The sequence below is a fragment of the Murinocardiopsis flavida genome (genome assembly GCF_003014485.1).
Taxonomy (GTDB): Bacteria; Actinomycetota; Actinomycetes; order Streptosporangiales; family Streptosporangiaceae; genus Murinocardiopsis; species Murinocardiopsis flavida.
On sequence record NZ_PYGA01000008.1, the window covers coordinates 68,494 to 83,715 of the forward strand.

Annotated in this window: 16 protein-coding genes; 12 read left to right on the forward strand and 4 right to left on the reverse strand. The window is 74.0% G+C overall.

The window, feature by feature from the left end; genetic code table 11:
• Positions 1 to 11 precede the first annotated feature (11 nt).
• Positions 12 to 827: an LOG family protein gene (locus CLV63_RS12940; RefSeq protein ID WP_106583244.1), complete on the forward strand. Its 816-nt coding sequence runs from the start codon at positions 12 to 14 to the stop codon at positions 825 to 827.
• Positions 828 to 855: 28 nt separating this feature from the next.
• Here CLV63_RS12940 and CLV63_RS12945 read toward each other — a convergent pair whose 3' ends face one another.
• Entirely contained in the window at positions 856 to 1,191 is a 336-nt protein-coding gene (locus tag CLV63_RS12945) for a hypothetical protein (protein ID WP_245928774.1), read from the reverse strand.
• Positions 1,192 to 1,284: 93 nt separating this feature from the next.
• Here CLV63_RS12945 and CLV63_RS34545 point away from each other — a divergent pair, with 93 nt between their 5' ends.
• The 5 genes from CLV63_RS34545 (at position 1,285) to CLV63_RS12970 (ending at position 5,328) form a co-directional block, all read left to right on the forward strand.
• A complete protein-coding gene (locus CLV63_RS34545) occupies positions 1,285 to 1,821 on the forward strand; it encodes a hypothetical protein (protein WP_245928775.1) in 537 nt (178 codons plus the stop codon).
• Positions 1,818 to 2,279 carry an SRPBCC family protein gene (locus CLV63_RS12955; RefSeq protein WP_106583246.1) on the forward strand — a complete coding sequence of 154 codons (462 nt, stop codon included), beginning with the start codon at positions 1,818 to 1,820 and terminating at the stop codon, positions 2,277 to 2,279. The genes CLV63_RS34545 and CLV63_RS12955 overlap by 4 nt, the downstream gene beginning before the upstream one ends.
• A 277-nt stretch (positions 2,280 to 2,556) precedes the next feature.
• Entirely contained in the window at positions 2,557 to 3,129 is a 573-nt protein-coding gene (locus tag CLV63_RS12960; RefSeq protein WP_106583247.1) for a hypothetical protein, read from the forward strand.
• A gap of 186 nt (positions 3,130 to 3,315) precedes the next feature.
• A complete protein-coding gene (locus tag CLV63_RS12965) occupies positions 3,316 to 3,783 on the forward strand; it encodes a hypothetical protein (RefSeq protein ID WP_106583248.1) in 468 nt (155 codons plus the stop codon).
• 93 nt (positions 3,784 to 3,876) lie between these two features.
• The gene (locus CLV63_RS12970; protein WP_106583249.1) at positions 3,877 to 5,328 is read left to right on the forward strand and encodes a serine/threonine-protein kinase; all 1,452 of its coding nucleotides are present in this window, start codon (positions 3,877 to 3,879) and stop codon (positions 5,326 to 5,328) included.
• Between the two features lie 13 nt (positions 5,329 to 5,341).
• Here the strand turns inward: CLV63_RS12970 and CLV63_RS12975 are convergent, their stop codons facing one another.
• On the reverse strand, positions 5,342 to 6,133 hold the full coding sequence (locus CLV63_RS12975) for an enoyl-CoA hydratase-related protein (protein WP_106583250.1): 792 nt from the start codon (positions 6,131 to 6,133) through the stop codon (positions 5,342 to 5,344).
• A 292-nt stretch (positions 6,134 to 6,425) separates the two neighbouring features.
• On the opposite strand from CLV63_RS12975, the gene CLV63_RS12980 reads away from it, so the two are divergent.
• Positions 6,426 to 6,593, forward strand: coding sequence for a DUF3117 domain-containing protein (locus CLV63_RS12980; protein ID WP_106583251.1), 168 nt, complete (start codon positions 6,426 to 6,428; stop codon positions 6,591 to 6,593).
• A 131-nt stretch (positions 6,594 to 6,724) separates the two neighbouring features.
• The gene (locus tag CLV63_RS12985; RefSeq protein WP_106583382.1) at positions 6,725 to 8,221 is read left to right on the forward strand and encodes a leucyl aminopeptidase; all 1,497 of its coding nucleotides are present in this window, start codon (positions 6,725 to 6,727) and stop codon (positions 8,219 to 8,221) included.
• A gap of 36 nt (positions 8,222 to 8,257) precedes the next feature.
• Here the strand turns inward: CLV63_RS12985 and CLV63_RS12990 are convergent, their stop codons facing one another.
• The gene (locus CLV63_RS12990) at positions 8,258 to 8,896 is read right to left on the reverse strand and encodes an O-methyltransferase (RefSeq protein WP_394339771.1); all 639 of its coding nucleotides are present in this window, start codon (positions 8,894 to 8,896) and stop codon (positions 8,258 to 8,260) included.
• A gap of 119 nt (positions 8,897 to 9,015) precedes the next feature.
• Between CLV63_RS12990 and sigE the strand changes: the two genes are divergently transcribed.
• The 4 genes from sigE to CLV63_RS35010 all read left to right on the forward strand — a co-directional run bounded on the left by sigE (position 9,016) and on the right by CLV63_RS35010 (position 13,720).
• Complete coding sequence (gene sigE, locus CLV63_RS12995) at positions 9,016 to 9,753, forward strand: RNA polymerase sigma factor SigE (protein ID WP_281260732.1); 738 nt, start codon at positions 9,016 to 9,018, stop codon at positions 9,751 to 9,753.
• Positions 9,750 to 10,493: a zf-HC2 domain-containing protein gene (locus CLV63_RS13000; protein ID WP_106583254.1), complete on the forward strand. Its 744-nt coding sequence runs from the start codon at positions 9,750 to 9,752 to the stop codon at positions 10,491 to 10,493. Before sigE ends, CLV63_RS13000 begins: the two co-directional genes overlap by 4 nt.
• A gap of 53 nt (positions 10,494 to 10,546) precedes the next feature.
• Positions 10,547 to 11,656, forward strand: coding sequence for a sigma-E factor regulatory protein RseB domain-containing protein (locus CLV63_RS13005; RefSeq protein WP_170134216.1), 1,110 nt, complete (start codon positions 10,547 to 10,549; stop codon positions 11,654 to 11,656).
• A gap of 288 nt (positions 11,657 to 11,944) precedes the next feature.
• Positions 11,945 to 13,720, forward strand: a complete 1,776-nt coding sequence (locus tag CLV63_RS35010) for a S1C family serine protease (RefSeq protein WP_106583256.1) — start codon at positions 11,945 to 11,947, stop codon at positions 13,718 to 13,720.
• A 60-nt stretch (positions 13,721 to 13,780) separates the two neighbouring features.
• Here the strand turns inward: CLV63_RS35010 and CLV63_RS13015 are convergent, their stop codons facing one another.
• Positions 13,781 to 14,917: an Mrp/NBP35 family ATP-binding protein gene (locus tag CLV63_RS13015; RefSeq protein ID WP_106583257.1), complete on the reverse strand. Its 1,137-nt coding sequence runs from the start codon at positions 14,915 to 14,917 to the stop codon at positions 13,781 to 13,783.
• Positions 14,918 to 15,222: the final 305 nt, after the last annotated feature.

Below are 15,222 nucleotides of genomic sequence, written 5' to 3' on the forward strand. Positions count from 1 at the left end.
AGCTTTGCCGCATGAGAGAAAGCGAAGCAGACGTCAGGCGCGCGGGCCCGCTGACCTACCGCGGCAAGGCGGTCCCCGACACCACCACCGACCAGCGGCTGCTGGACCAGCGGGGCCCGGCCGAATGGGTGCACACCGATCCGTGGCGGGTCCTGCGGATCCAGTCGGAGTTCGTCGAGGGCTTCGGGCTGCTGTCGGAGGTCGGCAGCGCGGTCAGCGTGTTCGGCTCGGCGCGTATCAAGCCCGGGAACCCCTACTACGCCCTCGGCGAGACCATCGGCGGCAAGCTGGTGGAGGCCGGGTACACGGTCATCACCGGCGGCGGCCCCGGGATGATGGAGGCGGCGAACAAGGGCGCCAAGCAGGCCGGCGGCACGTCCATCGGGCTGGGCATCGAGCTGCCCTTCGAGCAGTCCCTGAACGACTACATCGACATGGGCGTCACGTTCCGGTACTTCTTCGTGCGCAAGACCATGTTCGTCAAGTACTCGCAGGCGTTCGTCGTGCTGCCCGGCGGGTTCGGCACGCTGGACGAGCTGTTCGAGGCCATCACCCTGGTGCAGACCGGCAAGGTCACCAAGTTCCCCGTCGTGCTGGTCGGCACGGAGTTCTGGGGCGGCATGTTCGACTGGATCCGCAAGACCCTGCTGGTCGAAGGGCTCGTCTCGCCGAACGACCCCGAGCTGATGTATCTCACCGACGACCCCGACGACGTCATCGAGACGATCCGCAAGGCCCACGTCGACATGGCGCGCCGCCAGTTCGAGGCCGGGCGGGTCGAGGAGGAGGGCGAGCGGATCCACGACGCCGAGCGCGCCGACCCGTGACCCGCGCCCGGCCGCTGCGGGGACGGCCTCAGGCGAGGCCCCTTCGGGCCGTCGCGGGCGGCCGGTCCCCCCGGATCGACGCCACCATGTCGAGCACCTGGCGGGCCGAGCGGGGGTGGCGGGTGGCGAACACCCTGACCCCGAGCCAGGCGTAGACCGCGATCACCGCGAGGCTGTCGGCGAGATCGACGTCCCCGTCGGGGTGCGCGGCCCCCGCCGGCGGCTCGCACCGGACCAGCACGGGGCGGGGGCCCGTCAACAGGGTCCGGGTGCGGCGTGGGTCGGGCCGGTATCCGGCGTCGACCGCCCAGCCGGGGTCCGCGTCGGGTGCCACCACGGTGTACTGCTCGGTTGTACTGCGCACGGTCGCAAAGTCTGGCATGCCCCGGCGGTGCCTCGCGGTGCGGGACGCGTTTCCGCGGCGCCGGGGTGTCGCCCGTGTGGCACGATCGGGAGAGTGAACCTGACGATCCTCATCCTGACCGGCCTGGCGGCGGTCGCGGTGCTGGCCGCCGTCGCGCTGGTGGTCATGGGCAAGGGCGGCCAGCTCGCCCGGTTCGAGGCCGACCACGCGCCCCTGGACCTGCCCGCCGACCGGCCCATCAGCGCGGCGGACGTCGCCGGGGTCCGCCTGCCGCTGTCGATGTGGGGGTACCACGTCCGGGCGGTCGACGAAGCGCTGCGCCGCCTCTCCGGCGCGCTGCGCGACCGCGACGCCCGGATCGAGGAGCTCGAAGCGCGCCTGGGCGGGCTGGCCGCCTATTCGGCCCCCGCCGGTGCGGCGCCCGGCCAGAGTCCGCTGCCGTTCGAGGAGGCCGACTCCGCCCACGGCGGCCCCCGGCCCGCCGCCCCCGGGCCCGGCGGCGCGGCCGATGCGCCGACCGGTCGGCACGCCGTCGTGCGCCACGACGACTCCGCGGCCGGTACCGCGGCCGAGACCGCCGCCGATGCGCCCGACACCTCCTCCCTGCACGTCGGCAACGGCCGCGCATGAGCGTGCCGCAGGCGCCGCCGCTGCTGCGCGTCAGCCGCATCTGCCCCGCACCCGCCGGGCGGGTCTGGCTGACCCTCACCGATTGGGAGATCCATCACCGCTGGATGGTGCTGACCTCGGCGAGCGGCGGTTCCGGCGAAGGGGCGCGCATCGACGCGTTCACCGGTGTCGGGCCGATCGGTTTCACCGACCCCATGGAGATCACCGAGTGGCGGCCCGCCACCGACACCGCGGCCGGCCGGTGCTCGGTGCGGCACCTGGGCGGCGTCGTGCGCGGCGAGGGGCGGTTCGACGTCCGGCCCGTCTCGCCGAGCCACAGCGTGGTCGTCTGGACCGAGTGGGCCGACCTGCCGTTCGGGCGGCTCGGCGCGGCGGCGCGCCCGCTGGCGCGGCTGCTGCTGGCCCCGATGTTCCGCAGCTCGCTGCGCGCGCTCGGGGACGAGGCGGCGCTCCGCTGAGACCCGGTGGATTCGGATACCGAATCGTGATCTAGGGTCGACTTCGGCGCATCGGCGTTTCGCGTACTGCAACGACACGGGGATCCACCGGTCGAATTGTCCGGATAAATTTGGATTGAGTGGCTGACCATGTGGTCCACTCGGTGTATGCAGGGCCTGCCGATCGCGTCCGTGCTCGCCCTATGCGAGCGGGTTCCGCATCCCCCGCACTTGGAGGAAAGACCATGTTCTGTCCGGGCTCTTGTTCCTGTGCCCGAATGGGCATGAGGTGAGTCGGGTGTCGGCGAGTCCGGGGAAGCCGGAGCAGCGCGACGAGATCCCGGCCGAACCGCACACGGCGATCAGGGGCATGTCCCTATGGCCGCCGCCGCGGTCCACCCGCCACAGCGGCAAGCGGCGCAAAGGCGTGCTCATCGCCATCGCCGCCGTCCTGGTGGTGCTCGCGGGCGGCGCTGCCGCCGCGTGGGTGCTCAACCCCGGCGACGAGCCCGGCCCCGTCGGCGACGGCGTCCCCGCTGCCTTCGCCGGTTCCCGCGTCGGCGAGATGGCGCAGGTCGACGAGCAGGGCAAGCCGGTGACCGACTGGACGGCGGCGGTCGACCTCAAGGAGGGCGCCCACCGTGGCAGCGCCGAGTGGCGGACGTTCAACTGCCGCGGCAGCCTCACCCTCACGGAGAAGGACGGCGCCAGGCTGTCCTTCGACTACGTCGAGACCTATGACCCCGACAACAGGTGCGTCGACGAGGCCACCCTCACCCTCGCGGCGGGCAGCGGCGACGCCGTCGAGGCGGAATGGCTGGCCGAATCCCACGACGGCACGATGATGACGTCCACCGGGGCCCTCGACTGACGTATCGGTGGCGGCGGGCGGGATTCGTCGGTGATCTGTCGTGTCCCGGTCCGGCGGCGCTCTAGGATCATCGGGAACCGGCCGATCGCGGGGACGGCGCGGCCGCCCCGCAGGCGGGCCGCGCGCGGTCGCGCACGGCGGCGGCCCGGTGATCCGGCAGCGCAGTGAGCAGTGACGGGAGTGGCGATGAACGGGCAGCGGCTGCTGCGCAACCGCCGGGTGATCGCGGGCGGTGCGGCCGCGGCGGGCGCGGCGCTCGCACTGGCCGCGGCGGCCTGGATGTGGGCCCCGGCGCAGGGGGTGCCCGACGACTTCGCCGGGGCCTGGTCCGGCGAGCTCACGCAGATGGAGACCGAGACCGGGACGTTCCTGAGCGAATGGCAGGTCACCGTCCGCCTCGCAGAGGGGGCCGCGAGCGGCACCGCCGAGCTGGCCGGCCTGCACTGCCGGGGCAGGCTCACCCTGACCGGCGCCGATGGGGACACGGCGCGGTTCCGCTACATCGAGACCGCCGACGACGACCGGCGCTGCGTCGACACCAGCATGCTCGTGCTGCGCCGCGAGGGGGAGCAGCGCCGCCAGCTCGAAGCCGACTGGCGGACCTCGCCCGACTCCGTCCCGGCGATGGCCTCCACCGGACAACTCTTCCGCTGAGGACCGTGCGGACGCGACGGTGCGCTGGACTGCCCGTTAAGGTCGGGGCAGCGGTCGGCACGTGCTACCGCCGGTCCGTCAGAGGGGAATCGCATGGCTGACATCGGGCCGTTGACCGATGATGATCCGCGCGTCGTCGGCGACTACGAGCTCCTCGGCCGCCTCGGCCAGGGCGGCCAGGGCGTCGTCTACCAGGGTCAGGGCCCCGACGGCGGCTACGCCGCCGTCAAGATGCTGCACGCCGACGCGCTCGACGTCGCGGGGCTGCGCAAGCAGATGGCCGAGGAGGTCGACCTCGCCCGCAGGGTGGCGCGGTTCTGCACGGCGCAGGTGCTCGACGCCGACATCGAGGCCGACCCGCCCTACGTCGTCAGCGAGTACATCGAGGGACCGTCCCTCCACTCGGTGGTACGCGAGAACGGCCCGATCAGCGGCGCGGCCCTCGAACGGCTCGCCATCGGCACGGTCACGGCGCTCGCGGCGATCCACCAGGCGGGCATCGTGCACCGCGACTTCAAACCCGGCAACGTCCTCATGGGGCCCGACGGCCCGCGGGTGATCGACTTCGGCATCGCCAGGGTGCTCGAAGGCACCGCCATCATGACCAGCCGGATCGCCGGGACCCCCGCCTACATGGCGCCCGAGCAGATCATGGGCGGCCCGCTGGGCCCCGCCGTCGACATGTTCGCGTGGGGATCCGCCATGGTCTTCGCCGCGAACGGCAAGGGCCCGTTCGGGCACGACTCCCTGCGCGCCGTCGTCAACCGCGTCATCCAGGAGCCGCCGGACTTCGGCGAGCTGACCGGCCCGCTCCGCGAGATCGCCGAGCGGTGCCTGTCCAAGGACCCCGCCGACCGCCCGAGCGCCTCGGAGACCCTGCTCCAGGTGCTCGGCGTCGACTCCGCGAGCGCCGCGACGGCCGCATCGTCGGCGGAGGCGCCGCTGCCGGTCGAGACCATGGTCGCGGGGACGGTCGCGGCGGCCGACAGCGAGGCGAAGGAGCGCGCCGAGGCCGACGTCTACCGGTCCTTCCCCGCGGCCGGCCCGGCGATGCCGGCACCGGTGCTGCGGCAGGGCCCGCCGTCGCGCCCGCCGGTGTCGGGGCCGATGTCGAACGCGCCGCAGATGCGCTTCGGCGGCCCGCCGACCCCCCAGCCGCAGCCGCCGCCCGGGCCCATGCACCCGCCCGGCGGGCAGCCGTCGGGCGGCTGGCCGGCGCAGGCCCGGCCGCCGCAGCCGGGCTACGGGCCCACCTACCCGCCCGCGGGCGCGGGCGGGCCGCCGACCCCGACCCCCGCCCCGCCGGGGCCCCGGCCCATGCACGGCCCCGTGCCGAACGGGCCCTCTGCGCCCCAGTACGGCCCGGCGACGTTCGGGCCGGCCACGGCCCCGCCCGGCCACTACCCGCCCATGGCCGCCCAGCCGCCCGCCCAGGACTCCGGCGTGCGGGTCGGGCTGCTCCTCGGCGTGGTCGGCGGGGTCGCCGTGCTCGCGCTGGTCCTGATCGTGATCCTCTACGCGCTGATCAGCGCCGCCGGCGGCTGAGGTTCCGGCGGCCTCAGCGGCCCTCGAACGAGGGGGTCTCCTTGGCGACGAAGGCGCGGGTGGCCGCCGCGTGGTCGATGGTCTGGGCGCACTGGTCCTGCAAGGTCGCCTCCATCTCCAGCGCGTTCTGGAGGTCCAGGCCCGAACCGAAGGTGAGCTCGGCCTTGAGGGCCGCGTAGGCGACCGTCGGCCCGTTGGCGAGGCGCAGCGCGAGCTCGCGCGCAGCCCCCTCCAGGTCGTCGTGGGGGACGACCTTGCCGACGAGGCCGATCTCCAGGGCGCGCGCCGCCTTGACCGGTTCGGCGAGCATCAGCATCTCCATGGCCCGCCCGTGGCCGATCAGCCGCGGGAGCGTCCACGACGCCCCGGAATCGGACCCCAGCCCGACCTTGGCGAACGCCATCAGGAAGGACGCCTTCTCGGAGGCGATCCGCAGGTCGCAGGCGAACGCCAGCGACGCCCCCGCACCGGCGGCGACCCCGTTGACGGCGGCGAGGACCGGTTTGGGCATCCGGACCAGGCCCAGAACGATCGCGTTGTAGTGTCGGCGGACGGTGTCGTCGAGCCCGGTGCCGGCGTCGAGCGACGCCGCGTGCTCGTTGAGGTCCTGCCCCGCGCTGAACGCCTTCCCCGCACCGGTGATCACCACGGCGCGGGCGCCGGAGTCGTTCTTCGCCCGCTCGACCGCCGCGAGAAGCGCCTCCTTGGACTCCACGGTCAGCGAGTTCATGGCTTCGGGGCGGTTGAGCGTGATGGTCGCGACGCCGTCGGAGAGGTCATAGACAACGCTGTCGGACTCGGCCACGTGAACTCCCTGTCTGGATGCTTTTGGGCCACCTTCCAGCACCCGTTCGGCGGCGCTGCGGCTATAACTTTAGAACCTTAGCCTTCGACGATCCCCGGGCGATGCGGGCCGCGCGCCGTCCGATCGTTTCCCACCCGGCCCAAAAACCGAGATAATGACCGACCAGTGACTCGCTCGCTGAGTCACGCGGACACGGCCGCGCACCGTTTCGCCCGCGCTCGCCCCTCGTGGGTGCGGGAGCACCGCGGTACACCACCGTGAACCGAGAGCTTCCTATGAAAGGGGACACGGCATGGCGGCGATGAAGCCGAGGACTGGTGATGGTCCGATGGAGGTCACCAAGGAAGGCCGCGGCATCATCATGCGGGTTCCGCTCGAAGGCGGCGGGCGCCTTGTCGTGGAGCTGACCCCCGCTGAGGCGACGGAGCTCGCCGAGGCCCTCGACGGCGTCGTGGGCTGACTCCGCCGATCCCGGACGCCGCGGGCCGGCTGCGCGCGCCTCCAACGCGCGGCCCGGTCGCGGCGCGCACGAGGCGCGCCGGCGCCCCGCCCATCCCCCGCTGAGCGGGGCGAAGCAGATTGAGAGTGTTCGTGCCTCTAGCCACGGAGATCCACCCCGTCCAGGGCGGTTTCGCCGACACGTCGGCCGACCTCGTCGCCCTGCCGGTCGTGTCCGGTGCCGACGGCCCGGTCGCGCTGACCGCCGGGGCGGCAGCCGACCTCGACGCCCGGCTGCCCGCACCACTCGCCGAGCTCGTCGTGCACTACGAGCTCACCGGCGCGCCGGGCGAGTCCGCGCAGCTGCCGGTGGACCTGGGGCGGGGGCTGGTGCGGTTCGCGCTGCTGGGGATCGGCGACGGCGGGGCCAAGGCGCTGCGCAAGGCCGGGGCGGCGTTCGCGCGCCTCGCCAAGGGCCGCGAGCGCGCCGCGATCAGCGCCGACTCCCTCGGCCATGCGAACGGGGCGGCGTCGCTCACGGCCTTCACCGAGGGCGCGCTGCTGGCCGGGTACTCCTACACGCTCGCGGCCGTCCCGAAGAAGCCCGCCCCGGTTCCCGCCATCGACCTGCTCACCGGCGGCGCCGACCCCGGCCTCGGCGAGCACGTCCGCCGCGGCACGGCGCTGGCCCGCGCGACCTCGCTCGCGCGCGACCTCATCAACACCCCGTCGGCGGAGAAGGACCCCGCCTGGCTCGCGGCCCGCGCCGACGAAGCGGCGGCAAAGGCGGGCCTGGCCGTCTCCACCTGGGACGAGGACGCGCTGGCCGCCGACGGTTTCGGCGCCATCCTCGCCGTCGGCAGCGGCTCCGACCGCCCCCCGCGGCTGGTCCAGGTCGAGTACCGGCCCGAGGCGGCCGAGCGGCACGTGGTGCTGGTCGGCAAGGGCATCACCTTCGACACCGGCGGCCTGTCGCTGAAGCCCAACGACAACATGGTGCTCATGAAGACCGACATGAGCGGCGCCGCCGTGGTGATCGGCGTCATGTCGGCGCTGGCGGAGCTGGGCTGCCCGGTACGGGTGACCGCGCTGCTCGCGATCGCCGAGAACGCGTTCTCCGGGAGCGCCCAGCGCCCCGGCGACGTCCTCACGACCTACGGCGGGCGCACGGTCGAGGTCCTCAACACCGATGCCGAGGGGCGCCTGGTCATGGCCGACGCCCTCGCCTACGCGGTCGACCGGCTCGCCCCCGACACCCTGGTCGACGTCGCCACGCTCACCGGTGCGGCGAAGCTGGCGCTGGGCACCGGCCTCGGCGCGCTGTTCGCCACCGACGACACCCTCGCGGCGGCGCTCACCGAGGCGGGGGAGGAGTCCGGCGAAGCGCTGTGGCGCATGCCGCTGACCGAGCAGTACGGGGAGACCCTGCGCTCGCGGGTCGCCGACCTCGCCAACATCGGCACCAGCACCGAGTTCGGGCGCCCGGGCGCCTGCGAGGCGGCGCTGTTCCTGCGGGAGTTCACCGGGGGCCTGCCGTGGGCGCACCTCGACATCGCGGGGCCGGGGCGGGCCATGAGCGACGACGCCGAGCTGACCAAGGGCGGCACCGGGTTCAGCACCCGGCTGCTGCTGCGCTGGCTCGCCGCCTGAACCGGCCGGCCGGCGCCGGGGCGGGGCCCGCCGGGGTCACGCCCCGCGGATGGCGGCGAGCATGCCCTCGCCGATGGGCAGCAGCAGCGGGATCAGGCCGTCGTCCTCGCGGACCAGGCGGCCGGTCTCGCGCATCGCCTCGGTGCCGGGGTCGGGGCCGCTGAGCGGGCCGTCATCGGCCGGGGTGGCGTCGAGGGCGTTGTTGAACGCCACGATGCCGCCGTCGCGCAGCAGCCGCAGCGACTCCTTGAGGTACTCGGGGTACTCGGGGAGCGCGGCGTCGACGAACACCATGTCGTACGCAGCGTCGTTGAGCCGGGGGAGCACGTCCATGGCGCGCCCGTGGATGAGCCGGGCGCGGTTGGCGGCGAACCCGGCGGCCTGGAACGACTCGCGCGCCGACTGCTGGTACTCGGGGACGACGTCGACGCTGGTGAGGATGCCGTCGGGGCGCATGCCGCGCAGCAGCCAGATGCCGGAGCTGCCGCACCCGGTGCCGATCTCCACGACGGCCCGCGCGCCGATGGCGGCGGTGAGGAAGCGCAGCACGGCGCCGCCCGACGGGCTGATGGGCCGGGTGTCGGCCTGCCTGCCCAAACGGCGCGCGGTGGCCAGCGGATCGTCCTCGGTGACGTAGTGGTCGACGTGGGCGAAACTGTCGTCTCGGCTGGCGATGACGCCTCCCCTAATCCCCTGTTACACCCTGTGGGTGCTCCCTAGGCGATTACACCCGGGTCGCGGTCTCGGGCAAAGCGTAACCCGCCGGGGGTGTTCCGGAGCGGCGTGGGAACTTAATCACGGACTCGTGGCGTTACAGACAGGGAAGACTTCACGTACCAGGCGGGTTTCAATCCTCGAAGGCCGTAGTCGAGACCGCGACCGGTACCGCCGTTTCGCGAGCGGCGGCCGACCGGCGGGAGGGAGTGGTGGTGGCGGATTCCGACTCTGCCGTCGAGTTCGAGCAGTGGGAGCCGCCGAGCTGGGACGACGTCGTGCGCAACCACTCAGCGCGGGTGTACCGCCTGGCGTATCGACTCACCGGCAACCGCTACGACGCCGAAGACCTCACCCAGGAGGTCTTCATCCGGGTCTTCCGGTCGCTCGCGAACTACACGCCGGGCACGTTCGAGGGCTGGCTGCACCGCATCACCACCAACCTCTTCCTCGACATGGCGCGCCGCAAGGCGCGCATCCGCTTCGAGGGGCTGGCCGACGGCGCCGACGAACGCCTCCAGGGCCGCGAGCCCACCCCCGCGCAGGTCTACGACGACCAGCACTTCGACGCCGACATCCAGGCCGCGCTCGACGCGCTCCCCGCCGAGTTCCGCGCCCCGGTGGTGCTGTGCGACATCGAGGGCCTGTCGTATGAGGAGATCGCGGCGACGCTCGGCGTGAAGCTGGGCACCGTGCGCAGCCGCATCCACCGCGGCCGCTCGCAGCTCCGCAAGGCGCTGGAGCACCGCAGGAAGGTCACGGCGCAGAGCGAAGCCGCGGCCCCGCTCGGAGCGGAGCGCGAAGGGGAGGCCCGATGACCCGGCACCTGGGCGAGCGCCTTTCGGCACTGGTCGACGGCGAGTTGGGGCACGCCGAGCGCGAACGCGCCCTGAGCCACCTCGCGGTGTGCCAGTCGTGCCGCTTCGAGGCCGAGATGACCCGCAGCCTGAAACGGCGGCTCCACGGGCTCGACACCCCCGCCCCCTCGATGGACTTCATGGGCCGCCTCAGCTCGCTGACCGCCGCGGCCGACGACCGCCCGCCCGCGCCGCCGCCGTCCGCGCCGCCGGGCGCCGGCACAGCGGGCGGCACACGCCCTTTCGGCTCCTCGCCCCCGCTGGGGTCCAGTCGGCCGATCGGTGGCGGCCCCGCACGACGGGCCCCCAGGCCCGCCCCGGCAAGCGCTGATCCGCCGCGCCCCACGGGCCCCCGCACCCGGGTGCCCGCCGAGCGGCGCATGCCGTCCACCTCCGTGTTCGCCCGCCGGCAGCCCGTGTGGGGCCGCGCGCGCTTCGCCGTCGCAGGCATGTCGGTCGCGGCGGTCGCGCTGGGCACCGCCTTTGTCGCCGGCGGCGAAGGCGGCGACGCACCGCTGGTGCGCCCGCCGCTCGACGACTACGCACTGGAGCACGCGGTGACCGCGCAGCACGCGCCGCTGCCCGGCCCCATGGGGCTCACACCGGTCGACCACTCCGGGCCCGATGCGCCGGGCGGCGGCCGAGTGGTGGTGACCACCACGGGCGACGGCTCCGCGCCCGATCCCGCCCGACCGCGGTGAGCGGGCCGCATCACCGTCCCCCGGGCCAACCGTCCGGGGGGCGTCCCCGGGTCGTGCCCGACGACGCCAGGGCCATCGCGGTGCTGTGCACGCTGCTGCTCCTGCTCGGCCTGACCTCCTCCGTGCACCCCGCCGCCGGCGTGTCAGGGGCGCGCGACGACACCCGCGCCGTGGACCTGCTGCGGCGCGCCGTGCGCGCCGAGGCCCAACTCGGCTACGAGGGGGTGCAGCGGCTCTCGTTCTTCAACGGGCAACGTACCCAGAGCACGACCGTCGAGGTCGCGCACCAGCCCGGATACGGCACAGTGCTCGACCGGCCCGAATCCGGCGGCGGCGCCGGCGGGCTCGTCGTCGACGCCGAGCTGCCGCCGGGTGAGGCCGTCGACTCAGCCCAACCCCCGCTGGACCTCGACGACACCCTCCTCACGCTGCTGCGCGGCAACTACACCATTGCGGCCGCCGGCGACGCCGTCGTCTGCGGCAGGGACGCCGGGATGGTCGAGGCGCGCCGTTCCGACGGGTCGGCCGCCGGGCGCTTCTGGATCGACGACGCCACCGGCCTGCTGCTGCGCCGCGAGACCCTCGACAACGAGGGGAGGGTCGCCCAGTCGAGCGTGTTCGTCGCCATCGAGATGGTGGAGCGGGCCGGGGACGAGTCCGAGAGCGCCGCGGCGGGGCCGCCGTCGCGCATGTTCGCCGGGTCTCGCCGCACCGAACCGTGGGGCGACCGGCTCGGCGCCGCCGACCGCCGCAGGCTCGACGCCGCCGGGTGGCGGCTGCCCGAGCGGCTGGCCGGGCGGTTCAGCCTGGTCGAGGCGCGGTCCAGGGGGGCGGGTGCCGCGCGCGCCGTGCACCTCACCTATTCCGACGGGCTCTCCATGCTCTCGGTGTTCGTCCAGCCCGGCCGGTTGCGGCCGACCGGTACCGGGTCCGTCGCGGGGCTCCGCGCGGTGGCGGAGGACGGCGCGACCGTCTACGTCGGCGACGCGGGCCAGCACCGCCGCATGTGGGGCGCAGGCGGGTTCGTCTACACGGTCATGGCCGACGCGCCGGCCGAGTCGGTCGAGGCCGCGTCGGGCTCGCTCCCCGCGCCCGACGGCACCGGCTTCTGGGCGCGCATCGGGCGCGGTTTCGACCGGTTGGGGTCCTGGGTCGGCCTCTGAGCGGCGGCCGGGGCGCCGGGACCGCCCGTGCCCCGCGCTCCGCGGGGCGTTGTGGGCCGTGGCGGCGCGTCTGCCTGCGCGGTTCCGCAAAACGGCGGCCGATACGGGCCGCCGTCCCCGGCGGATCCCACGAGACACCCCCCGGCAGACCACGTAAAGTCGGAGGGTCACGACAACCGGCGCGATACGGGCGGAACACCACCGATACCGGCGTAGGGTGCGAGCACTTGACCGACGAATTCGGCACGGGGTGCACCGAGTGCGGATGCGGCAACAGACGGAGAGTTCATGACCGACGAGACCGGACACAGCGCTCCCGACGACGGGAGCCCTCCCGAGGAGTACCCCCGCCAGGGGCCCGACGCGGTGTCCGATCACCCGGTCGGCGCTCCTCCGGCCGACCCTGACCCCGCCGGGGCGTGGCAGGCCGAGGCCGCCAACGCGTCCGATGCGCCGTCCGGTCCCCGCCGGCCGCCCTACGAGCCCGATGTGTCCGCCCCGCAGGTCCCGCAGTGGAACCGCGAGCCCGCGCGCGGCCCGCAGTACGGGTCCGCCGACCACTGGGACCGCCCGCCGGGCACCGGCGCCCAGCAGGGGGCCGACCCCGCGCTCGGCGCCGCGCCGCAGCGCCCCGCGCCCGGCCCCGGACCTGGAACCGGCCCCGGACCTGGAACCGGCCCCGGTCCGCAGCCGACCCAGGGCACGCCCTCGGCACACGCCATGGGAACGCAGGGCGGCCCGCCCCCCGTGGGAATGCGCTCGGGGCCGCCCGGCCCCCAAGGTCCGGGCTTCGGCGCGGGCGCACCCGGTGGGCCCGGCGCACCCAGCGGTCCCGGTGCTCCCGGCGGACCCAATGGACCCGGCGGACCAGGAGGACCCGGCGGCCCCCCCGGTCCCGGGCGGCCGCCCGGGCCGGGCGACCCGTGGGCGGCCACCGGCCAATGGCAGGCGGCCCCGGCGCGCCGCCGCCGGTTCGTCCCGCTGTGGGGCCTCGTGGTCTGCGTCGCCGTCGTGGCGCTGCTCGCCGCCGGTGCGGGCGGCGCGGTCGGCGGTGCCATCGGCTCGGCCGGTGCCGCGCCCACGTCGGAGTCCACCACCCTGAAGAACGACGTCCCCAAGGGCACGCCGAGCCGCGCCCCCGACACCATCGCGGGGGTCGCCCAGCGGGTCAGCCCGAGCGTGGTGTCGATCCGCCCCTCGGGCCGCGACAAGGGCGGCAACGGTTCCGGATTCGTGATCCGCGACAACTTCGTGGTCACCAACAACCACGTCGCCGCGGCGCTGCGCAGCGGTATCGAGGTGGCCTACAGCGACGGCCACACCACCGAGGCCGAGATCGTGGGCTCCTCGCCCAGTTCGGACCTCGCGGTGCTCGAACTTGCGGACCCCGTCGACGTCGACCCGCTGGAGTTCGGCGACTCCGAGAAGGCGACGGTCGGCGACGAGGTCATCGCCATCGGGGCGCCCCTCGGCCTCGACGGCACGGTCACGACCGGCATCATCAGCGCCAAGGACCGCCCGGTGACCGTCGGCGAGCGGGGCGACGAGACCTTCATCAACGCATTGCAGACCGACGCCGCGGTCAACCCCGGCAACTCCGGCGGCCCGCTGGTCGACGCCGAGGGCCGCGTCATCGGGGTGAACTCCGCCATCGCCACCATGGGCTCCGAGAACCCCGGCCAGCAGTCCGGCAGCATCGGCCTCGGCTTCGCAATTCCGGCCAAGCAGGCCGAGCGGGTCGTCGGCCAGCTCGTCGACACCGGCGCGGCACCGCACGCGGTCATGGGCGCCAACCTCGACGTCCGCTACCAGGGCGGCGGGGCGCGCATCATCGACGACAAGGACGCGGGGGGCGAGGCGGTCGAGGAGGACGGCCCCGCCGATTCCGCCGGGCTCAAGCCGGGCGACGTCATCACCGAGTTCGCCGACACCCGCATCCGCGACGCCAACCAGCTCATCAACCTCATCCGCGAGAAGAAGCCCAAGGAGAAGGTGAAGCTCGTCTACAAGCGCGGCGGTCAGGACAAGACCACCGAGATCACCCTCGGGTCGTCCAAGGACTGACCCGAACGGCGCGGGGCGGGTGCCGCGGCACCCGCCCCGCGCCGTTCGGTCGCGCCCGGGTCAGCGCCCGGCCGGGCTGATGCCCAACTGCATGCCCGAGAGCCCGCGCGGCTTGCCCACCAGGCCGGTGGCGATCGACGTGAGGACCTTGGACGCCTCGGTGTCGGGGTCGCTGAGCACGAACGGCTTGCCGGAGTCGCCGCCCTCGCGCAGCCCCATGTCGAGCGGGACCTGGCCGAGCAGCGGCACCTCGGCTCCCAGCGACCGGGTGAGCCCGTCGGCGACCTGGCGGCCGCCGCCCTCGCCGAACAGCCGGGTGCGCTCGCCGCCGGGGGCGTCGTAGTAGGACATGTTCTCGATGACGCCGACCACCCGCTGGTGGGTCTGCGCGGAGATCGCGCCGGCGCGCTCGGCGACCTCGGCCGCCGCCTGCTGCGGGGTGGTGACCACCAGGATCTCGGCGCTCGGCAGCAGCTGCGCGACCGAGATGGCGATGTCGCCCGTGCCGGGCGGCAGGTCCATGAGCAGGACGTCGAGGTCGCCCCAGAACACGTCGGACAGGAACTGCTGGAGCGCGCGGTGCAGCATCGGGCCGCGCCACACCACGGGCTGGTTGCCCTGGGTGAACATGCCGACCGAGATGACCTTGATGTCGTGGGCGGTCGGCGGCAGGATCATGTCCTCGACCTTGGTGGGGTGGTCGGAGGCGCCCAGCATCCGCGGCACGGAGTGCCCGTAGATGTCGGCGTCGACCACGCCCACTTTGTGGCCCTCGGCGGCCATGGCGGCGGCGAGGTTGACGGTGATGGAGGACTTGCCGACACCGCCCTTGCCGGACGCGACCGCGAAGACGCGGGTGAGCGAGTTGGGCTTGGCGAAGGGGATCTCCTTATCGGCCTGCCCGCCGCGCAGCTTGGTCTGGAGCGCCTTGCGCTGCTCCTCGCTCATGACGTCGAGCTCGACCGTGACACCGGTGACACCGGTGACCTTGGAGACCGCGGTGGTGACGTCCTTCTCGATGCGCCCCTTCATCGGGCATCCGGCCACCGTGAGGAAGATGCCGACGGCCACGGTGCCGTCGTCGGCGATGTCGACGCTCTTGACCATGTCGAGTTCGGTGATGGGGCGGTGGATCTCGGGGTCCTGGACCGTGGCGAGCGCCGCGGTCACCTGCTCGGTGGTGGGTGTGGAGGCCATGCTCCCAATGGTACGAAAGAGCGGCGGCCTCATGGTCGCCGCGCCCGGCCGGACACGGGCGGCCCCGCGCCGGGGCGGTCCCCGCGGCGGGCCCTGAGGCCCTGTACGGCGCGTCCTTAACGCGGTCGCTACATCCGCGGCTAGTAATCTCGGCAGACGATGGGAAATTCGCCACCTGCGTCGGGATCGTGGCCTTCCGAACCCCGGGGTTCCGAACGCACCGAGGCCCGGACCGCACCGTCGTGGGCGTGGCCACCCAGCGCCGAGGCGGGCACGGCCCCCGTATGGGCATGGCCGCCGCCTCC

Coding starts and splice junctions, on each gene's coding strand:
- CLV63_RS12940 (WP_106583244.1), top strand. CDS start 12: ATGAGAGAAAGCGAAGCAGACGTCAGGCGCGCGGGCCCGCTGACCTAC.
- CLV63_RS12955 (WP_106583246.1), top strand. CDS start 1,818: ATGAGCGTGCCGCAGGCGCCGCCGCTGCTGCGCGTCAGCCGCATCTGC.
- CLV63_RS12965 (WP_106583248.1), top strand. CDS start 3,316: ATGAACGGGCAGCGGCTGCTGCGCAACCGCCGGGTGATCGCGGGCGGT.
- CLV63_RS12970 (WP_106583249.1), top strand. CDS start 3,877: ATGGCTGACATCGGGCCGTTGACCGATGATGATCCGCGCGTCGTCGGC.
- CLV63_RS12980 (WP_106583251.1), top strand. CDS start 6,426: ATGGCGGCGATGAAGCCGAGGACTGGTGATGGTCCGATGGAGGTCACC.
- CLV63_RS13000 (WP_106583254.1), top strand. CDS start 9,750: ATGACCCGGCACCTGGGCGAGCGCCTTTCGGCACTGGTCGACGGCGAG.
- CLV63_RS35010 (WP_106583256.1), top strand. CDS start 11,945: ATGACCGACGAGACCGGACACAGCGCTCCCGACGACGGGAGCCCTCCC.
- CLV63_RS13015 (WP_106583257.1), bottom strand. CDS start 14,917: ATGGCCTCCACACCCACCACCGAGCAGGTGACCGCGGCGCTCGCCACG.